The sequence below is a fragment of the Streptomyces sp. NPDC059909 genome (genome assembly GCF_042730885.1).
GTDB lineage: Bacteria > Actinomycetota > Actinomycetes > Streptomycetales > Streptomycetaceae > Streptomyces.
Window position 1 is genome coordinate 1 of the sequence record NZ_JBHWKX010000004.1, and the last position, 16,196, is coordinate 16,196.

At 70.7% G+C, this 16,196-nt stretch carries 17 protein-coding genes; 7 read left to right on the forward strand and 10 right to left on the reverse strand.

What is annotated here, in order from left to right; all coding sequences use genetic code 11:
* Positions 1-1,776, reverse strand: a 1,776-nt coding sequence (locus ACFV9O_RS05190) for a serine/threonine-protein kinase (protein ID WP_385412524.1), incomplete at its 3' end; no start/stop codon positions are given.
* A 471-nt stretch (positions 1,777-2,247) separates the two neighbouring features.
* Here ACFV9O_RS05190 and ACFV9O_RS05195 point away from each other — a divergent pair.
* The 3 genes from ACFV9O_RS05195 to ACFV9O_RS05205 are packed head-to-tail and all read left to right on the forward strand — an operon-like array spanning position 2,248 to position 4,883.
* Entirely contained in the window at positions 2,248-3,735 is a 1,488-nt protein-coding gene (locus ACFV9O_RS05195; RefSeq protein ID WP_385412527.1) for an aldehyde dehydrogenase, read from the forward strand.
* On the forward strand, positions 3,735-3,968 hold the full coding sequence (locus tag ACFV9O_RS05200; protein WP_385412531.1) for a ferredoxin: 234 nt from the start codon (positions 3,735-3,737) through the stop codon (positions 3,966-3,968). The genes ACFV9O_RS05195 and ACFV9O_RS05200 overlap by 1 nt, the downstream gene beginning before the upstream one ends.
* A 39-nt stretch (positions 3,969-4,007) precedes the next feature.
* Entirely contained in the window at positions 4,008-4,883 is an 876-nt protein-coding gene (locus ACFV9O_RS05205; protein WP_385412533.1) for a tetratricopeptide repeat protein, read from the forward strand.
* Here ACFV9O_RS05205 and ACFV9O_RS05210 read toward each other — a convergent pair.
* Positions 4,868-5,557, reverse strand: coding sequence for a TetR family transcriptional regulator (locus ACFV9O_RS05210; RefSeq protein ID WP_385412536.1), 690 nt, complete (start codon positions 5,555-5,557; stop codon positions 4,868-4,870). The two genes, ACFV9O_RS05205 and ACFV9O_RS05210, sit on opposite strands and share 16 nt — an antisense overlap.
* A gap of 239 nt (positions 5,558-5,796) precedes the next feature.
* Between ACFV9O_RS05210 and ACFV9O_RS05215 the strand changes: the two genes are divergently transcribed.
* The 3 genes from ACFV9O_RS05215 (at position 5,797) to ACFV9O_RS05225 (ending at position 9,108) form a co-directional block, all read left to right on the forward strand.
* The gene (locus ACFV9O_RS05215) at positions 5,797-7,137 is read left to right on the forward strand and encodes a glycosyltransferase family 4 protein (RefSeq protein WP_385412539.1); all 1,341 of its coding nucleotides are present in this window, start codon (positions 5,797-5,799) and stop codon (positions 7,135-7,137) included.
* A 160-nt stretch (positions 7,138-7,297) separates the two neighbouring features.
* A complete protein-coding gene (locus ACFV9O_RS05220) occupies positions 7,298-8,029 on the forward strand; it encodes a class I SAM-dependent methyltransferase (RefSeq protein WP_385412542.1) in 732 nt (243 codons plus the stop codon).
* The gene (locus tag ACFV9O_RS05225; RefSeq protein WP_385412545.1) at positions 8,026-9,108 is read left to right on the forward strand and encodes a prenyltransferase; all 1,083 of its coding nucleotides are present in this window, start codon (positions 8,026-8,028) and stop codon (positions 9,106-9,108) included. Before ACFV9O_RS05220 ends, ACFV9O_RS05225 begins: the two co-directional genes overlap by 4 nt.
* Positions 9,109-9,274: 166 nt before the next feature.
* Here ACFV9O_RS05225 and ACFV9O_RS05230 read toward each other — a convergent pair whose 3' ends face one another.
* Positions 9,275-9,568, reverse strand: coding sequence for a hypothetical protein (locus ACFV9O_RS05230; protein ID WP_385412548.1), 294 nt, complete (start codon positions 9,566-9,568; stop codon positions 9,275-9,277).
* 119 nt (positions 9,569-9,687) lie between these two features.
* On the opposite strand from ACFV9O_RS05230, the gene ACFV9O_RS05235 reads away from it, so the two are divergent.
* On the forward strand, positions 9,688-10,230 hold the full coding sequence (locus ACFV9O_RS05235) for a hypothetical protein (protein ID WP_385412551.1): 543 nt from the start codon (positions 9,688-9,690) through the stop codon (positions 10,228-10,230).
* A gap of 59 nt (positions 10,231-10,289) precedes the next feature.
* On the opposite strand, the gene ACFV9O_RS05240 is transcribed toward ACFV9O_RS05235, so the two are convergent.
* The 7 genes from ACFV9O_RS05240 to ACFV9O_RS05270 all read right to left on the reverse strand — a co-directional run bounded on the left by ACFV9O_RS05240 (position 10,290) and on the right by ACFV9O_RS05270 (position 16,119).
* The gene (locus tag ACFV9O_RS05240; protein WP_385412553.1) at positions 10,290-10,823 is read right to left on the reverse strand and encodes a GNAT family N-acetyltransferase; all 534 of its coding nucleotides are present in this window, start codon (positions 10,821-10,823) and stop codon (positions 10,290-10,292) included.
* Between the two features lie 178 nt (positions 10,824-11,001).
* Complete coding sequence (locus ACFV9O_RS05245; RefSeq protein ID WP_385412555.1) at positions 11,002-12,036, reverse strand: LLM class F420-dependent oxidoreductase; 1,035 nt, start codon at positions 12,034-12,036, stop codon at positions 11,002-11,004.
* Between the two features lie 103 nt (positions 12,037-12,139).
* Complete coding sequence (locus tag ACFV9O_RS05250; RefSeq protein ID WP_385412557.1) at positions 12,140-12,952, reverse strand: hypothetical protein; 813 nt, start codon at positions 12,950-12,952, stop codon at positions 12,140-12,142.
* Positions 12,953-13,333: 381 nt separating this feature from the next.
* Positions 13,334-13,738: a hypothetical protein gene (locus tag ACFV9O_RS05255; protein ID WP_385412560.1), complete on the reverse strand. Its 405-nt coding sequence runs from the start codon at positions 13,736-13,738 to the stop codon at positions 13,334-13,336.
* A 323-nt stretch (positions 13,739-14,061) separates the two neighbouring features.
* Positions 14,062-14,922 (reverse strand): N-acetylmuramoyl-L-alanine amidase, encoded by an 861-nt coding sequence (locus ACFV9O_RS05260; RefSeq protein WP_385412906.1) that lies wholly within the window; start codon positions 14,920-14,922, stop codon positions 14,062-14,064.
* Positions 14,923-14,981: 59 nt separating this feature from the next.
* Complete coding sequence (locus ACFV9O_RS05265) at positions 14,982-15,644, reverse strand: class I SAM-dependent methyltransferase (RefSeq protein ID WP_385412563.1); 663 nt, start codon at positions 15,642-15,644, stop codon at positions 14,982-14,984.
* 58 nt (positions 15,645-15,702) lie between these two features.
* Positions 15,703-16,119, reverse strand: coding sequence for an ATP-binding protein (locus tag ACFV9O_RS05270; protein ID WP_385412566.1), 417 nt, complete (start codon positions 16,117-16,119; stop codon positions 15,703-15,705).
* Positions 16,120-16,196 lie beyond the last annotated feature (77 nt).

The window sequence follows — 16,196 nt, forward strand, 5'->3', positions numbered from 1 at the left end:
GTTGGTCACGTAGACCTGGTGTCCGTCCGGGGAGACCGCCACCCCTGTCGGCCGCTTCTCGACGGGGATGGGGCTGCCGACGGTGCGGTTCTTCGCGGTGTCGATCACCGACACCGAGGCCGGTTTCATGCTGGTCACGTAGACCCGGCGTCCGTCCGGGGACACCGCCACCCCTGCCGGGAAGCGGCCGACGGGGATGGGGTTGCCCATGGTGCGGTTCGTCGCGGGGTCGATCACCGACACCGAATCCGATTTCCCGTTGGCCACGTAGACCCGTCCGTCCCGCGACACCGCCACCCCCTCCGGGGTGTCGCCGACGGGGATGGGGTTGCCCATGGTGCGGTTCTTCGTTGCGTCGATCACCGACACCGAGGCCGAGTCGTTGTTGGTCACGTAGACCCGGCGTCCGTCCGGGGACACCGCCACTCCCGACGGGGAGTTGCCGACGGGGATGGGTTCGTCCACGGTGCGGTTCGTCGCGGTGTCGATCACCGACACCGAGTCCGAGCTGAAGTTGGTCACGTAGACCCGGCGTCCGTCCGGGGAGACCGCCACCCCTGCCGGGGAGTTGCCAACCCGGATCGAGGACAGTTCAGGACCGGGGGAGGGGGGCTGTGTCAGGTAGATGCCGCCGGCTACCGCGGCCAGCGCCACCAGCGCCACCCCGGCAATGAGCCTGGTCCGTCGGTGTCCGGGCCGCGGCGGGCGGGGTTGCAGGTCGGCCTCGTCACCTTTGCGCGGCAGTGGTCCCGCGGGCGGGCCGGCCGGTTCCTCCGGCTCGGCCGGCGGCGCATGCTCGGTCGTCAGGGCCGATTCCTGAGGGCGCGGCGGCTTCGAGGCGGGGGGCCGCTCGGGCGGCGGCGTCTCCGGCGGTAGAGCGGGTTGCTGCGAAGGGGACGGGTGGGGCTGGCCTGCGATGGAGGTGAGCTGCTGGGCGGCCTCGTCGCCGTCCATCCTGTCCGCGGGGTCCTTGGCCAGCAGCCCGAGGAGGACCGGGGTCAGCCCCGCTGCCCGGAGCGGCGGGGTGGGAGGCTCGAACAGCAGGGCGCTCAGCGTGCTGAGAGCGGAGTCGCGGTCGAAGGGGCCACTCCCCTCGAGCGCGAAATACAGGGTGGCGCCGAGTGAGAACAGGTCGGCGGCCGGGGTGGGCGCTTCGCTGCGGGTCCGTTCCGGGGCCATGAAGCGCGGGGTCCCGAGGATCTCCAAGGTGGCGGTCAGGCGCGCCTCTCCGGAGCTCGGCTCCAGCGCGATGCCGTAGTCGGTCAGCAGTACCTGGCCGCCCTCCGCAGGGTAGGAGCGCTGCGGGCCTGGGTGGGTCAGCAGGATGTTCGCCGGTTTGACGTCCCGGTGCAGGATGCCGAGCCGGTGGCCCTCCAGCAGGGCGTCGAGCACTGCCAGCCCGATCCGGGCGACGTCGGCGGGGGGCAGCGGCCCCCACTCGTGCACCACCGCCTCCAGGTCCATGGCGCCGGGGACGAAGTCCATGACGATCCACGGCAGGCCGCCGTCCTCCACGATGTCGTGCACGGTGACGACATGGGGGTGGTTGCGCAGCCGGGCAGCGTGCCGCGCTTCGCAGCGGGCCCTCGCGATCCGGGTGCCCACTTCGTGTTCCGGGACGTCCGGCGGCAGGATGATCTCCTTGAGCGCGACCTCGCACGCCAGTTCCTGGTCGTAGGCCAGCCACACCCGCCCCATGCCGCCGGCGCCGAGTCGGCGCAGGAGCCGGTAGCGCCCGGTGATCACGCGCCCGGCGGCCTCGTTCGCTCCTGTCATGGCTCCCTCTTCCCGGATGGGCCAGCAGGGGTCCTCGGCGAGCGGTGAAAGGCTTCCCTCCACGTATCGCATATCACCCAAAGACTGGCAACCCACCCACTGATTCGCGCCACGACCCGATTAGGTCACGTGTTCGACATTTCATGGTGGGCGGGACGCTCGTGCCGATGGGTGAGGCTTGGCCGCGCCGCCGCACGGGGGTGCACCTGATGCCGAGCGTTGCGAGCCGTACCCGGAAGTCGGTCGACGGCATGTACCGGACGGACGGTGATGCGCACAGCGGCCCGGACATGGCCCGGGCGGCATGAGGGAGCCCTTGCCGACGACAAAAACCGCTGGTGGGGGCCACTTCAGTCCGAGGCCTGGCTTAGTTCAACTAGAACTGGTATCAGTTCTGAGACAGTGTCAGAAGATCCCAGGGAGATCCCGGATGATCCCCCGTAGATCCCCGGTGCGCGGGAGGCGGACGTCATGACCGAGCTGGTCGAGCACGGAAAGCTGTACATCGGCGGGGAGTTGGTCGATCCCCTGGGCGCGGACACCATCGAGGTGGTCTCCCCGCACACCGAGCAGGTCATCGGCCGTGTCCCGCACGCGTCCGAGGCGGACGTCGACCGTGCGGTCGCGGCGGCGCGCGCCGCGTTCGACGACGGGCCCTGGCCGCGGATGACGCGCGACGAGCGGATCGAGGTCGTCGGCCGGATCAAGGACGCCATCGCCGTACGGCACGAGGAGATCGCGCGCTCGATCAGCTCGCAGAACGGCTCCCCGTACTCCTGGAGCGTCCTCGCCCAGGCCCTCGGCGCGATGATGGTCTGGGACGCGGCCATCACCGTCGCCCGTGGCTTCACGCACGAGGAGCACCGCACCGGTGTCCTCGGGCCGATCCTCGTGCGGCGCGAGCCCGTCGGGGTCGTCGCGGCCGTCGTGCCGTGGAACGTCCCGCAGTTCGTCGCCGCCGCGAAGCTCGCGCCCGCGCTGCTCGCCGGCTGCACGGTCATCCTCAAGCCGTCGCCGGAGGCACCGCTCGACGCGTACATCCTCGGCGACATCGCCCGGGAGGCGGGGCTGCCGGACGGTGTGCTGTCGATCCTGCCCGCGGACCGCGAGGTCAGTGAGTACCTCGTCGGGCATCCGGGCATCGACAAGGTGTCCTTCACGGGCTCCGTCGCCGCGGGCAGGCGCGTGATGGAGGTCGCCTCCCGCAATCTCACCCGCGTCACGCTGGAGCTGGGCGGCAAGTCCGCGGCCGTGATCCTGCCGGACGCAGATCTGGACGCGACCGTCCAGGGCATCGTCCCGGCGGCCTGGATGAACAACGGCCAGGCCTGCGTCGCCCAGACCCGCATCCTCGTCCCGAACTCCCGCTACGACGAGATCGCCGAGGCCTTCGCCGCGGCGGCGGGGGCGCTCGTGGTCGGCGACCCGCTGGACCCGGCGACCCAGGTCGGCCCGCTGGTGGCACAGCGCCAGCAGCGGCGGTCCCTCGACTACATCAGGATCGGCCAGGAGGAAGGCGCCAAGATCCTCACCGGTGGCGGCCGCCCGGCCGGCCTCGACCGCGGCTGGTACGTCGAGCCGACCCTCTTCGGCGGTGTCGACAACTCGATGCGGATCGCGCGCGAGGAGATCTTCGGACCGGTCATCTGCCTCCTGCCGTACGGCGACGAGAGCGAGGCCGCCAAGATCGCCAACGACTCGGACTACGGGCTCAGCGGCAGCGTGTGGACAGCCGACGTCGAGCACGGCATCGACTTCGCACGGCGGGTCAGGACGGGGACGTACAACGTCAACACGTTCAGCCTCGACATGCTCGGGCCATTCGGTGGATACAAGAACTCCGGGCTGGGGCGGGAGTTCGGTCCCGAGGGCTACAGCGCGTACCTTGAGCACAAAATGATCCATTTGCCGTCGACGTATACATCTGCCGCTGACGCGGCGGGCGGGAGCGAGAGCTGATGGGTGACCGCTGGCACATCGAGGTCGACCGGGGCGTGTGCATCGGCTCGGGGATGTGCGTGAACCACGCGCCGGACGGCTTCAAGCTCGACTCGGCCCGCCAGTCGCATCCCCAGGCCGCCGACACCGACGCCAACGAGCAGATCCTCGCCGCGGCGGAGGGATGCCCCGTCGAGGCCATCATGATCACGCTGCCGGACACCGGTGAGGCGGTGTTCCCGCCCGAGGAGTAGCCTCCTGCGGTCCGGTAACGGTGACCAGGGTGGGTAGCGGTGGAGAAGTCCGAGGCCGAGCGGCTGCTGAAGCGCGCGCAGGATGCGTTCGACGCCGAGGAGTGGCAGGTGTGCGCGGAGACATACGAGCAGGTCCTCGCGCACTACCCGGACGAGCGGCCCAGCGCCGCGTGGTGGTACGACGCCGCGCTCGCGTACAAGTTCCTCCGCAACTGGCCCAAGGCGTACGAACTGGGACGCGAGGCGGCGGCCCGGGCGGAGCGCGGCGAGAACGACCCGGCCTTCTGGAACCTGGGCATCGCCGCCACCGTCCTGCGCGAGTGGGAGGTGGCGCGTGACGCCTGGGAGGGGTTCGGCATCCCCATGCCCGAGGGCGAGGGGCCGGTCGACGTCGACGGCGCGTTCGGCATGACCTGCGTGCGGCTGGACACGGACGGCGAGCAGGAGGTCGTGTGGGCGCAGCGGCTCTGCCCGACCCGGGCGCAGATCGTGAACGTGCCCTTCACGGAGGGGCGGCGGTTCGGCGAGATCGTCGTGCACGACGGGGAGCCGAAGGGGGAGCGGGTCTACCAGGGGCGGAGCGTGAGCGTCTTCGACGAGCTGGTCCTCTTCGAGCCGTCGGCGCTGCCGACGCTGGAGGTGACCGTGAACGCGGCGGAGGTCGCGGACGTCCACGCGCTGGTCGAGCTGTTCGCCGACCGCGACTTCGGCGCCGAGCCGACGAGCAGCTTCACGATGCACTGCAAGTGCTGCAGCGAGGGCAGCATCGAGTACGAGGAGGGCGGCAGCGTGCACGCGGGCGCGCAGACGGTCGCCCTCGCCGCGCCGGAGGACGACGCACGGCAACTGCTCGAACAGTGGGCCGCGGCCGTGACGATCGGCCGCAGCTGGAGCGGGCTTCAGCTGATCGGCTGACCGGTGCCCCGGGTTGGCCGACGGGTGCCGGTGCCGCCGGCCGGCTGACCGGCGCCGGCCTGCCGCTGCGGGTCCGTCAGGTCGATCAGCCGGCACACCGTCTCGATGTCGATCTTCACCTGGGCGATCGAGGCACGCCCGGAGAGCCAGGTGATCAGCGCCGAGTGCCAGGTGTGCTCGATGACCCGGACCGCGGAGAGCTGCTGCGGCGTCGGGTTCTCCAGGCCCATCGCGTCCAGGATGATCGCCGTCGTCTGGCGCGAGACGGTGTCCACCTCGGGGCTGACGCTGCGGTCCGCGAAGGTCAGCGCCCGGACCATCGCGTCCGCGAGGTGCGGCTCGCGCTGGAGCGCGCGGAAGGCCCGCATCAGGGTCTCGGCGACCCGCTCCGCCGCGCCGTCCGCCGCCGGGGGCCGCTTGCGCAGGGTCGTATGGAGGTGCTGGAGCTGGTCCTGCATCGTGGCGACCAGCAGATGGATCTTCGACGGGAAGTACCGGTAGAGCGTGCCCAGCGCGACCTCGGCGGCCTCGGCGACCTCGCGCATCTGCACGGCGTCGAAACCGCCCCGGCTGGCCAGCTGGGCGCTGGCGTGCAGGATGCGGCGGCGGCGGGCCTCCTGGCGCTCCGTCAGGGGAGGGGACGCCGGATGGGCTGCCTTGGCTTCCGCGGTCATGTCTCCCGTTCCCTGAGTTCCCCGAGTGTCCCCGGGTGCGGACGGACCGTGCAGGACGGCACAGCATGGCAGGGCGTCGCGCCGTGGCGCGAATCACCTGATCCAGGCCTTACAGCCGGGCTACCTGCCGGTAGATTCGATGCTCCTTGAGCGATCAAGAACGATCAAGTGTGGAACTTGTTCTAGATTAGCGCGAGCGGTTACGCTCCGGCGGAAGTGCAGTGAGAAGGGGGCCGTGAGTGACCGCTGAGGCCATAGCCGCAGGGCCCCGTGCGGGTGCCGGTGCGGCTGCCGCCGGTGCACGTGCCGCCGGCGCCGGTGACCGACCGCTGCGCATCGCTCTCCTCACGTACAAGGGCAACCCGTTCTGCGGGGGCCAGGGCGTCTACGTACGGCACCTGTCGCGGGAGCTCGCCCGCCTCGGGCACAGCGTCGAGGTCATCGGCGCACAGCCGTACCCCGTGCTCGACGAGGGCGTGCCGCTCACCGAGCTGCCCAGCCTCGATCTGTACCGGCAGCCCGACCCCTTCCGCACACCGAAGCGCGACGAGTACCGGGACTGGATCGACCGGCTCGAGGTCGCCACGATGTGGACCGGCGGCTTCCCCGAGCCGCTGACCTTCTCGCTGCGGGCGCGGCAGCACCTGACCGCGCGGCGCGGGGAGTTCGACGTCGTCCACGACAACCAGACGCTGGGGTACGGGCTGCTCGGCGACCTCGGCGCCCCGCTCGTCACCACGATCCACCACCCCATCACCGTCGACCGGCAGCTGGAGCTCGACGCGGCGGCCGACTGGAAGCGGCGCGCCTCCGTCCGCCGCTGGTACGCCTTCACGCGCATGCAGAAGCGCGTCGCGCGGCGGCTGCCGTCCGTGCTGACCGTCTCCGGGTCCTCGGAGCAGGAGATCGTCGAGCACCTCGGGGTGCGGCCGGAGCGGGTGCGGGTCGTGCACATCGGCGCGGACACCGACCTCTTCTCGCCCGATCCGGCGGTCGCCGAGGTGCCCGGACGGATCGTCACCACGTCCAGCGCCGACGTCCCGCTCAAGGGGCTCGTCTTCCTCGTCGAGGCGCTCGCCAAGCTCCGTACGGAACACCCGGACGCCCACCTGGTCGTCGTCGGCAAGCGCGCCGAGGACGGGCCCGTGGCGCGGATGATCGAACGGTACGGGCTGAGCGGCGCCGTCCGGTTCGTGAAGGGCATCTCCGACGCGGAGCTCGTGGACCTCGTGCGCGGCGCGCAGGTGGCGTGCGTGCCGTCGCTGTACGAAGGCTTCTCGCTGCCCGCCGCCGAGGCCATGGCCACGGGAACGCCCCTCGTCGCCACGACGGGCGGGGCGATCCCGGAGGTCGCCGGGCCCGACGGCGAGACGTGCCTGGCGGTACCGCCGGGCGACGCGGGGGCGCTCGCCGCCGCGCTCGGCCGGCTGCTGGGCGACCCCGCACTGCGCCGCCGCGTCGGCGCGGCGGGCCGGGACCGCGTCCTGTCCCGCTTCACCTGGGCCCGCGCGGCCCAGGGCACGGCGGACCTCTACCGCGAGGCGATCGCCGCGCGCGCGGCCGCCGGGGGTGCACGGTGACGTCCCGGCGCCCGGCGCCGCGAGCCTCGTCCCCGTACCCGGGCCTCGTTCCCCCGGGCGGCGGCCGCACGTGCCCCGCGCTCCCCGTGTTCCTTTCTCCCGGCCGCACCGCGGCCGGGAGCATGACCCGCCACTCCGACCTCGAAGGCAGGCCGACCCCGTGCTGACCGTCGACTTCTCCCGCTTCCCGCTCGCCCCGGGCGACCGCGTGCTCGACCTGGGCTGTGGGGCCGGGCGGCACGCGTTCGAGTGCTACCGGCGCGGCGCGCAGGTCGTCGCCCTGGACCGGAACGGCGAGGAGATCCGCGAGGTCGCCAAGTGGTTCGCGGCCATGAAGGAGGCCGGGGAGGCCCCCGAGGGCGCGAGCGCCACGGCGATGGAGGGGGACGCGCTCAACCTCCCCTTCCCCGACGAGTCGTTCGACGTCGTGATCATCTCCGAGGTGATGGAGCACATCCCGGACGACAAGGGCGTGCTCGCCGAGATGGTCCGGGTGCTCAAGCCGGGCGGCCGGATCGCCGTCACCGTCCCGCGCTACGGCCCCGAGAAGATCTGCTGGGCGCTGTCCGACGCGTACCACGAGGTCGAGGGCGGACACATCCGCATCTACAAGGCCGACGAGCTGCTCGGGAAGATGCGCGAGGCGGGCCTCAAGCCGTACGGCACGCACCACGCGCACGCGCTGCACTCCCCGTACTGGTGGCTGAAGTGCGCGTTCGGCGTCGACAACGACAAGGCGCTGCCGGTCCGCGCGTACCACAAGCTGCTGGTCTGGGACATCATGAAGAAGCCCCTGGTCACCCGGCTCGCCGAGCAGGCCCTCAACCCGGTCGTCGGCAAGAGCTTCGTGGCGTACGCGACCAAGCCGCACACGCCGAAGGTGGGCGCGTGACCTCACCGGGGAGGACCGAGCATCTCGTCCTGCCGGGGGTCCTCACCGCGGAGCAGGCCGCCGAGACCGTCGCCGGGATCCTCGCCGTGCAGCGTGAGGACGGGGCGATCCCCTGGTTCCGCGGGCACCACCTCGACCCGTGGGACCACACCGAGGCGGCCATGGCGCTGGACGCGGCCGGCGAGCACGCCGCCGCTGCCCGCGCCTACGACTGGCTGGCACGGCACCAGCTCGCGGACGGGTCCTGGTACGCCGCGTACCAGGACGGGAACGCCGAGGAGCCGACGGACCTCGGCCGGGAGAGCAACTTCTGCGCGTACATAGCCGTCGGCGTCTGGCACCACTACCTCGCCACCGGCGACGACGCCTTCCTCGACCGGATGTGGCCGACGGTCTACGCCGCGGTCGAGTTCGTGCTGCGGCTCCAGCAGCCCGGCGGCCAGATCGGCTGGAAGCGGGAGTCCCCCGAGAACGGGGACACGGCCGTCGAGGACGCCCTGCTGACGGGCAACTCGTCGATCCACCACGCCCTGCGCTGCGCCCTCGCGATCGCCGACGAGCGCGAGGAGCCGCAGCCCGACTGGGAGCTGGCCACGGGCGCGCTCGCCCATGCGATACGCCGCCACCCGGACCGGTTCCTCGACAAGTCCCGCTATTCGATGGACTGGTACTACCCGGTCCTCGGCGGGGCGCTCACGGGCGCCGAGGCCAAGGCGCGCATCGAGGAGCACTGGGACGCGTTCGTGGTCCCCGGCCTCGGTGTGCGGTGCGTGCTGCCGAACCCGTGGGTGACGGGCGGTGAGAGCTGCGAACTGGCGCTCGCGCTCTGGGCGATGGGCGAGTCCGACCGGGCGCTGGAGATCCTCCAGTCGATCCAGCACCTGCGCGCCGACGGCGGCATGTACTGGACGGGTTACGTCTTCGAGGGCGACCGGGCCGTGTGGCCCGAGGAGCTCACCACCTGGACGGCGGGGTCCCTGCTGCTGGCCGTGGCGGCGCTGGGGGGAGACGAGGCGACGACGGCGGTCTTCGGCGGGGAACGCCTGCCGCGCGGGCTGGAACCGGACTGCTGCGCGTGAGTACGTGGGGGGCCTGAAGCTCCCCGCCTTCCCCCCCCCCCCCCGCAGCCGTACGGGCTGAACCGGGGGGCCGGGGGGAGGCTCGGCCAGGGCTGTGCCCCGAACCGTCGGCCGCGGGGCTGGATCGCGGCCGGCGGTTCCCCGGAGCACACCCGGGTGCGAGCGCTCAGTGGCGGCGCAGGCGGCCGGCCACGCTGTGGCCGACGACGAGGTAGACGACGGCGGCGAGGCCGTAGCCCGAAACGACACGGGCCCAGGCGTCGTCGAACGTGAACAGGTCGTGCGACCAGCCCGCCAGCCAGCGGGCCAGGTCCTGGACGACGCTCACCAGGTCGTTGCCGCGGTTCGCGTCGAGCACGTACATGAGGATCCACAGGCCGAGGATGACGGCCATGACGTCGGCGACCACGGTGATGACCGTCGCCGCCTGGTGGCTTCCACTGCGTTCTCGAAAGGACATAAGCATCGGCTTGCCGTTTCGCGTTGAACCAAACCAGGTCGGGGTCGCCCGAGTGGCGGAACGCGCCGCGCCGGGTGACGCTGGCGCGAGAAGCCTCGGGGAGGTCAGGGAGGTCTGCCATGCCCACTCCGGGTCCGATACGCCGTACGGTCGTGGCGCTGCTGCTCTGCTGCGCGCTGTCGGCCACCACTGCCGCGTGCGGCGGCGACGAGAGCGCGGGCGCCTCGGCCACGCCGACCAGCTCGGCGGAGAAGCAGAAGTTCGCCAAGACCCGCTTCGTGGCCAACGCGGGCCTCGCGGCGGGCGCGACGTACCAGTGGATCGTCAAGCCGTACCGCGCGGGCAAGTTCACGAAGGGCGCGGAAGGCCAGAAGCTCGCCCTGGCGAAGGCGGGCCTCGCGGGCGCGTTCGCGTACAACAGGCTCAAGGCCGCGGCGAACAACGCCAAGGGCGACCCGCTGCTCTCGAAGGCGATCGCGCCGATCACGGCCGGCATCGATTCGCTGAAGGGCCTCGGCACCAAGCTCCGCAACGGCCAGGCGGGCGATGCCGACATCGGCGCGTTCGAGAACGTCATCAACCAGGTCAAGGACGCGGGCAAGAGCGCGGGCGCGGAGGTGAAGGACAAGGTGCCGTCCGCCTCCCAGCTCAGCGGCGGCTAGTGCCGTGAAGGTCCGGCTGAGTCCCGGCGCCCCGGCGCAGCGGGTCACTGCGCAGCGGGTCACTCGACGAATTCGGTGAGGTCGATGGCGTGGACACGCAGCGGCACGCCGTAGACCGGATGCGTCGTCTCGCGCTCCGGTGCCATGCCGAGCTTGTGCATGACGTTCTCGGAGGCGACGTTGCTGATGTGGGCGATGCTGATGACCCGGTCCAGCCCACGGTCCTGAAGAGCGAACGCCAGGGCGGCGTGGGCGGCTTCGGAGGCGTATCCCTGGCCCCAGAAGGGCCTTCCGAGGCGCCAGCTGATCTCCACGGCGGGCAGCACCTCCGGCAGGTACTCCGGGACGGACAGACCCGCGAAGCCGATCAGCTCGCCGGAGGCGATGAGCTCGACGGCGAAGAGTCCGAAGCCCTCCTCGTCCCACTCCTCCTCCCACCGCTCGATGTCCTCGGCCGTCTGTTCCAGGTCGCGGACCGAACCGTCGTCGATCCAGCGCATGACCGCGGGATCCGCATTGATCTCGGCCATGGGGACGAGGTCGTCATCTGTCCAGCGGCGGAGGATGAGGCGGGGCGTGCGGATCTCGGTCATGGCACCCATCCTGTCGAACACAGCCCCGCGACGGTAATCGGCGGCTGCCGCGGGGCGCGCAATCGGCTCCTGGGGACCGTCTTCCGGATCCGGGCTGTCCGAAAGGCGGGCCCTGGGTTGCGTGACCACGGAGACCAGGACGAGCTCCCACTCCGTCAGGTAGTCCCGGCAGGAGGTCCTAGGCGTTCAGCTCCGCCAGTACGCGCAGGGTGTGGGGGTCCGGCGCCGTCACGAGCAGATCGGTGACCGGGCCCTTGCGCCACAACTCCAGGCGCTCGGCGATGCGTTCGCGCGGGCCGACGAGCGAGATCTCGTCGGCGAAGGCGTCGGGGACCGCGAGCACCGCCTCCTCGCGCCGGCCCTCGGCGAACAGCCGCTGGATGTGCCGGGCCTCGTCCTCGTACCCCATGCGCGCCATCAGATCGGCGTGGAAGTTGCGGGCGGCGTGGCCCATGCCGCCGATGTAGAAGCCGAGCATCGCCTTGACCGGCAGCAGCCCTTCGGAGACGTCGTCGCAGACGGCGGCCCGTGCCATCGGCGCGATCATGAAGTGACCTTTGCTCGTACCCTCGCCGGCGGCGGGGACGTCGGTCAGTGACGCCTGGTAGACGTCCGTCCGGAGCGGGGACCAGTACAGCGGCAGCCAGCCGTCCGCGATCCGGGTCGTCTGGGCGATGTTCTTCGGCCCTTCCGCGCCGAGCAGGACGGGCAGACCGGCCCGGAGGGGGTGGGTGATCGGCTTGAGCGGCTTGCCGAGGCCGGTGCCGTCCTCGCCGGCGTACGGGTGCGCGTGGAAACGGCCTGCGAGCTCCACGGGGGCCTCGCGGCGCAGGACCTGGCGGATGACGTCCACGTACTCCCGGGTCGCCGTCAGCGGACTCCTCGGGAACGGGCGGCCGTACCAGCCCTCCACCACCTGCGGCCCCGACAGCCCGAGGCCGAGCATCATCCGGCCGCCGGAGAGATGGTCGAGCGTAAGCGCGTGCATCGCCGTGGCGGTGGGGGTGCGGGCGGCCATCTGGGCGACCGCCGTGCCCAGCCTGATACGGGTCGTGTGCGCGGCGATCCAGGTAAGCGGGGTGAAGGCGTCGGAGCCCCAGGCCTCGGCGGTCCAGACCGAGTCGTAGCCGAGGCGTTCGGCCTCGCGGGCGAGGTCGAGGTGGGCGGGGTTCGGGCCGCGCCCCCAGTAGCCGAGTGCGAGTCCGAGCCGCATGCCCCGCTCCTTCTCTGACGATCCGTCAGTTCACTGCCGCGGGGCGACTGTACGACAACGGTCCCTCGCCCGGAAGGGCGAGGGACCGCTATGCGTACGGGCTTCAGCCGCGCTGGATGCCGGACGTGTCCTGGAGGACACCGCGTCGGCCGTCCTGCGTCTGGGCCACCAGGGCGGCGCCGCGCTGCTCGACCGCGAGGTACCAGGTGCCGGGCGCGAGTTCGGCGATCGGCGCCGGGGAGCCGTCCTCCGCGAACAGCGGCCGGGCCACCGGCACCGCGAACCAGAACGGCGCGAAGTCCGCCGCCGGGGCGGGCCCGCCCTGCTGGGGCTGGGGCTGGGGCTGGCCGGGCTGGCCACCCTGCTGCGGGTGGCCACCGTACGGCTGCGGCTGTCCCTGCTGACCCGGCTGCATGCCGTACGGCTGCTGCTGGGCGCCCGGGTAGCCGTAACCACCCTGAGGCTGCGCACCGTACGGCTGCGGGGCCTGCGGGCGCGGGGCGGGGAGGAGGGGGGCCTTGAGGGCGGGGACGAGCGGGGTGGCGACGGCCGCGGCGGCGAGGATCAGTGCGGCGATGAGACCGAGGATGAGGGCGCTGCCCGCGCCCTCCGCCTCGAAGATCCACATCAGGATCGTCCAGGCCGAGGCGATCGTGAGCACGGTGCCGGCCTGGCCCAGGTCGAGGCCGGCGACCTTACGGGGCTGCGGCAGCGCGCGTGTGACGATGATCAGGGCGGCGCCGACGATGCCGGGGAAATATGCACCCCAGCCAAGTGGAGATGACTCCCACGTGTTCGGAACGAGGTCACAGGTGGAGCCGGAGCAGTCGGCGATGTTGAGGAACGAGGCGATGAACAGCACCACCGCTGCTCCGATCACCACGCCATCGCCTCGAGTGAGGGAGCGGATGTTCACCTAAGGGTCCTTCTCGGTCATCTCGTTGAGTTTGATGTGCTGGCAACGGGCGTGTGGAGCCCCATGGTACGGGTCCAGTCTGTCGTTGGACTGCCGTGTCCGACGAGGCCGTGACCACGTCCGAGATCACCCGCCCTTTGGTCTCATATTGGGCAAATTGTGCATTGCTGACCCATTTGATGAGGCCTGCCTTGCCCGCACGTCATACTCTAGCCCTAGGGTGATCTTCGCTTGAGTTGCGCCGGAAGTGCCACCCCATGAACATGGCCAACTGAAAAGCCCCCGAGAAGGCTCTCGGGGGCCTGGGGTCTCGCTGGCGTCCAGTCAGATTCTCGCCGACATTAATTCTCTCGATGGGTATCCGGTGGCCGCGTTGTACAACTAGGCTTCACCGAGCCTTGAATTGCGACACACCCCGTTGCGGCCGTCTTTTCGCAAGCAGACCTTCACGTAGACTTGGCTTCCCTCTGTGATGTTCTTGCTGGTGGTCTTGCAGTTTCCTTCTCCGCCAGCGAAAACGGAGGTGAGAAGTAGATCGGGCGAGCTGGTCCTGTCCAGATAGAGGCCGACCCATGCGCCGGCCCCATCGGCGCGCGTGTCACAAGCCCTCACTTCGTCGCCGTAAGCTTTGAAGCAGCCAGTTGCGGCCATGAGGCGGACGTCTGCCGGCGTGTGCGTGCAGGTGTCTATTGCGCGAGTCCCTGCGTGTGCCGAGCCCGTGGTCGTCCAGATCCTCGCGAATATCGCGAGGATCGCAAGTAACTTGGCAGCTGTTTTCTTCTGCACCGGTTTCGCTCCTTGAGCTGCCGAAGTTGGAATGACGCGTGAAGTGTCACTCGGTTTGTGAATATCAGTTCGATGCGCGGAACGGGGTGCAGGAAAACTGAGACCTCGACGGTGATGTCAGTCACAACCCCGAGGGCCTCTTGGTCTGATTTGTGAGCACCTGCCCAGCGCCAACAGCAAATTGCTGCCCATGTGCAGGATGCGTTTTCGGCGCGGGCAGCCGACGCGCGAGTCGACATTCCTGAGCGGATGCAGCGCATCCGTAAATTTTGGGTCATTGCTGTCGGCGTCGGTGCGCCAAGGTTGGCTCAATCAGACCATCTTCAGTGCCCCAAGTAAGAGAGAACGCCGTTCGCGATGCCCTGTGCCGCCTTCTGGCGCCATGCCGGGCTCTTCAGAAGCTTCGCGTCCTTCGCGTCACGCATGTTGCCGCATTCGATGAACACCTTGGGAACGGTCGACAGGTTCAGGCCGCCGAGGTCCTTACGCACGTCCAACCCGGTGTTCTTTCCCACGTAGTTGGAGGGTGCGGTGCCGGTGGCGGCTGCGAATGTCCCGGCGATGCGCTCGCCGAGCTCGCGCGACGGGCCGACGATTTTCGTCGTGTCGGCGGCGCCGTCCTTCACCAGGGCGGGGAGGATCACATGGAACCCTCGGTTCCCGGACCCCGAGCCGTCCGCGTGGACGGAGATCACGGCGTCCGCCTCGGCCTCGTTCCCGATGCGGGCGCGCTCGTCCACACACGGGCCGTACGGGCGGTCGTTGTCCTGGGTGAATTGGACCGTTGCGCCCTGTTTCTCCAGCAGGCTGCGAAGGCGGTGTGAAACATCGAGGGTGAATGCGGCCTCGGTGTAACCGTCATTCGTGGACGTGCCCGTGGTGTCGCATTCCTTGCGGTTCGTCCCGATATCCACGAGCTTGGCGATCTCGCGGACGTGCCGGAAGTTGCCGGGGTTGTGGCCGGGGTCGACGACGACGACCTTTCCGGCGAGGGGGCGGCCGGCCGTGGAGGGGGATGGCGACGGGCGCACGGTGGACGCGGTGCTGCCGCTGGGCGTGGACGGTCCCTTCGGCGAGTCGCTCACCCCGGTCGTCTGGGCGCATCCGGCCAGGCAGGCCGCCGCGGCCGTCGCGAGGGCGGCGGCCGCGATGAAGGGGAAGGGGCGGTTCTGGTCGTACGGCACGTTGGTCGGCCCGTCGGTCGGCACGTTCGTCGGCACGTCGCGATGCTAGTCGCGTCCGCTCAGAACCCCGGCCCGGTGCGACGCAGGACACGCAGCGAGTCCGTCACCGAGACCTCCGTGAACGCGCCGGACTCCAGTGCCCTGAGGTAGATCCGGTATGGGGCCTGGCCGGTCCATTCGTCCACCGGGTCCGGGAACACGTCGTGGATCACCAGCAGCCCGCCGTCCGCGACATGCGGGGCCCAGCCCTCGTAGTCGTTCGTGGCGTGCTCGTCGGTGTGCCCGCCGTCGATGAAGACCAGCCCGGCCTCCCGGCCCCACACCCGCGCGACCTGCGGAGACCGCCCGACGACCGCGATCACGTGGTCCTCCAGACCGGCCTTGTGCAGGGTGCGGCGGAACGTCGGCAGCGTGTCCATCCGGCCAACCTCGGGGTCCACGACCGTCGGGTCGTGGTACTCCCAGCCCGGCTGCTGCTCCTCGCTGCCCCGGTGGTGATCGACGGTGACGGCGACGGTCCCGGCCTCGCGGGCAGCGTCCGCGAGCAGGATCGTGGACCGCCCGCAGTACGTCCCGACCTCCAGCAGCGGCAGCCCGAGCGCCCCCGCCTCCACCGCCGCCGCGTACAGCGCGAGCCCCTCCCGTACGGGCATGAAGCCCTTCGCGGCCTCGAAAGCGGCGAGGATCTCCGGCTTGGGTGCGGCGGGGGCGGCGGCTGCCATGGCGGATCCTCCGGCTCGTGCAGGCGTACTGGGCGGTCACATCGTAGGCGGAAGCAGGTCAGGGCTTCGCGTCGCACTCGAACCAGACCGTCTTGCCTCCCGGCACCTCCACCGTGCCCCACCGGTCCGCCAGGGCTTCGACGAGCAGCAGCCCCCGGCCGCCCTCGGCGAGCGCGTCCCCGCGCTGTGCGGGGCGGGCCGGGCGCGGGCACCCGTCCGTGACCTCGACCCGGAGCCCGTCCGGCCGCCGAAGGATCAGCGTCGTGCAGCGCCGCCCGGGCACATGCCGTACGACATTGGCGATCAGCTCCGTCAGTGCCAGCTCGGCGGCGTCGGTCAGCTCGGCCATGTCCCAGCGGGCCAGGAACATCCGCAGGATGCGCCGCAGATGTCGCGCCGAGTGCTCACCGACGGTGAAGCCCAAGCGATAGCTGTGGGCAATTTCCGCTGGTGAGTGGTCAGTTGCGTGATTCATGGCACCAGCGTGCAGTGCCGCGATTACGCTCGGCTACGGACCGAAACGAACGCCGCACGGCGTGAGCTTGCGTGAGC

Bases quoted from the DNA above. Each gene is read 5' to 3' on its own strand.
- ACFV9O_RS05200 (WP_385412531.1), top strand. From the start codon at position 3,735: ATGGGTGACCGCTGGCACATCGAGGTCGACCGGGGCGTGTGCATCGGC.
- ACFV9O_RS05210 (WP_385412536.1), bottom strand. From the start codon at position 5,557: ATGACCGCGGAAGCCAAGGCAGCCCATCCGGCGTCCCCTCCCCTGACG.
- ACFV9O_RS05240 (WP_385412553.1), bottom strand. From the start codon at position 10,823: ATGACCGAGATCCGCACGCCCCGCCTCATCCTCCGCCGCTGGACAGAT.
- ACFV9O_RS05195 (WP_385412527.1), top strand. From the start codon at position 2,248: ATGACCGAGCTGGTCGAGCACGGAAAGCTGTACATCGGCGGGGAGTTG.
- ACFV9O_RS05265 (WP_385412563.1), bottom strand. From the start codon at position 15,644: ATGGCAGCCGCCGCCCCCGCCGCACCCAAGCCGGAGATCCTCGCCGCT.
- ACFV9O_RS05230 (WP_385412548.1), bottom strand. From the start codon at position 9,568: ATGTCCTTTCGAGAACGCAGTGGAAGCCACCAGGCGGCGACGGTCATC.
- ACFV9O_RS05245 (WP_385412555.1), bottom strand. From the start codon at position 12,036: ATGCGGCTCGGACTCGCACTCGGCTACTGGGGGCGCGGCCCGAACCCC.
- ACFV9O_RS05270 (WP_385412566.1), bottom strand. From the start codon at position 16,119: ATGAATCACGCAACTGACCACTCACCAGCGGAAATTGCCCACAGCTAT.
- ACFV9O_RS05235 (WP_385412551.1), top strand. From the start codon at position 9,688: ATGCCCACTCCGGGTCCGATACGCCGTACGGTCGTGGCGCTGCTGCTC.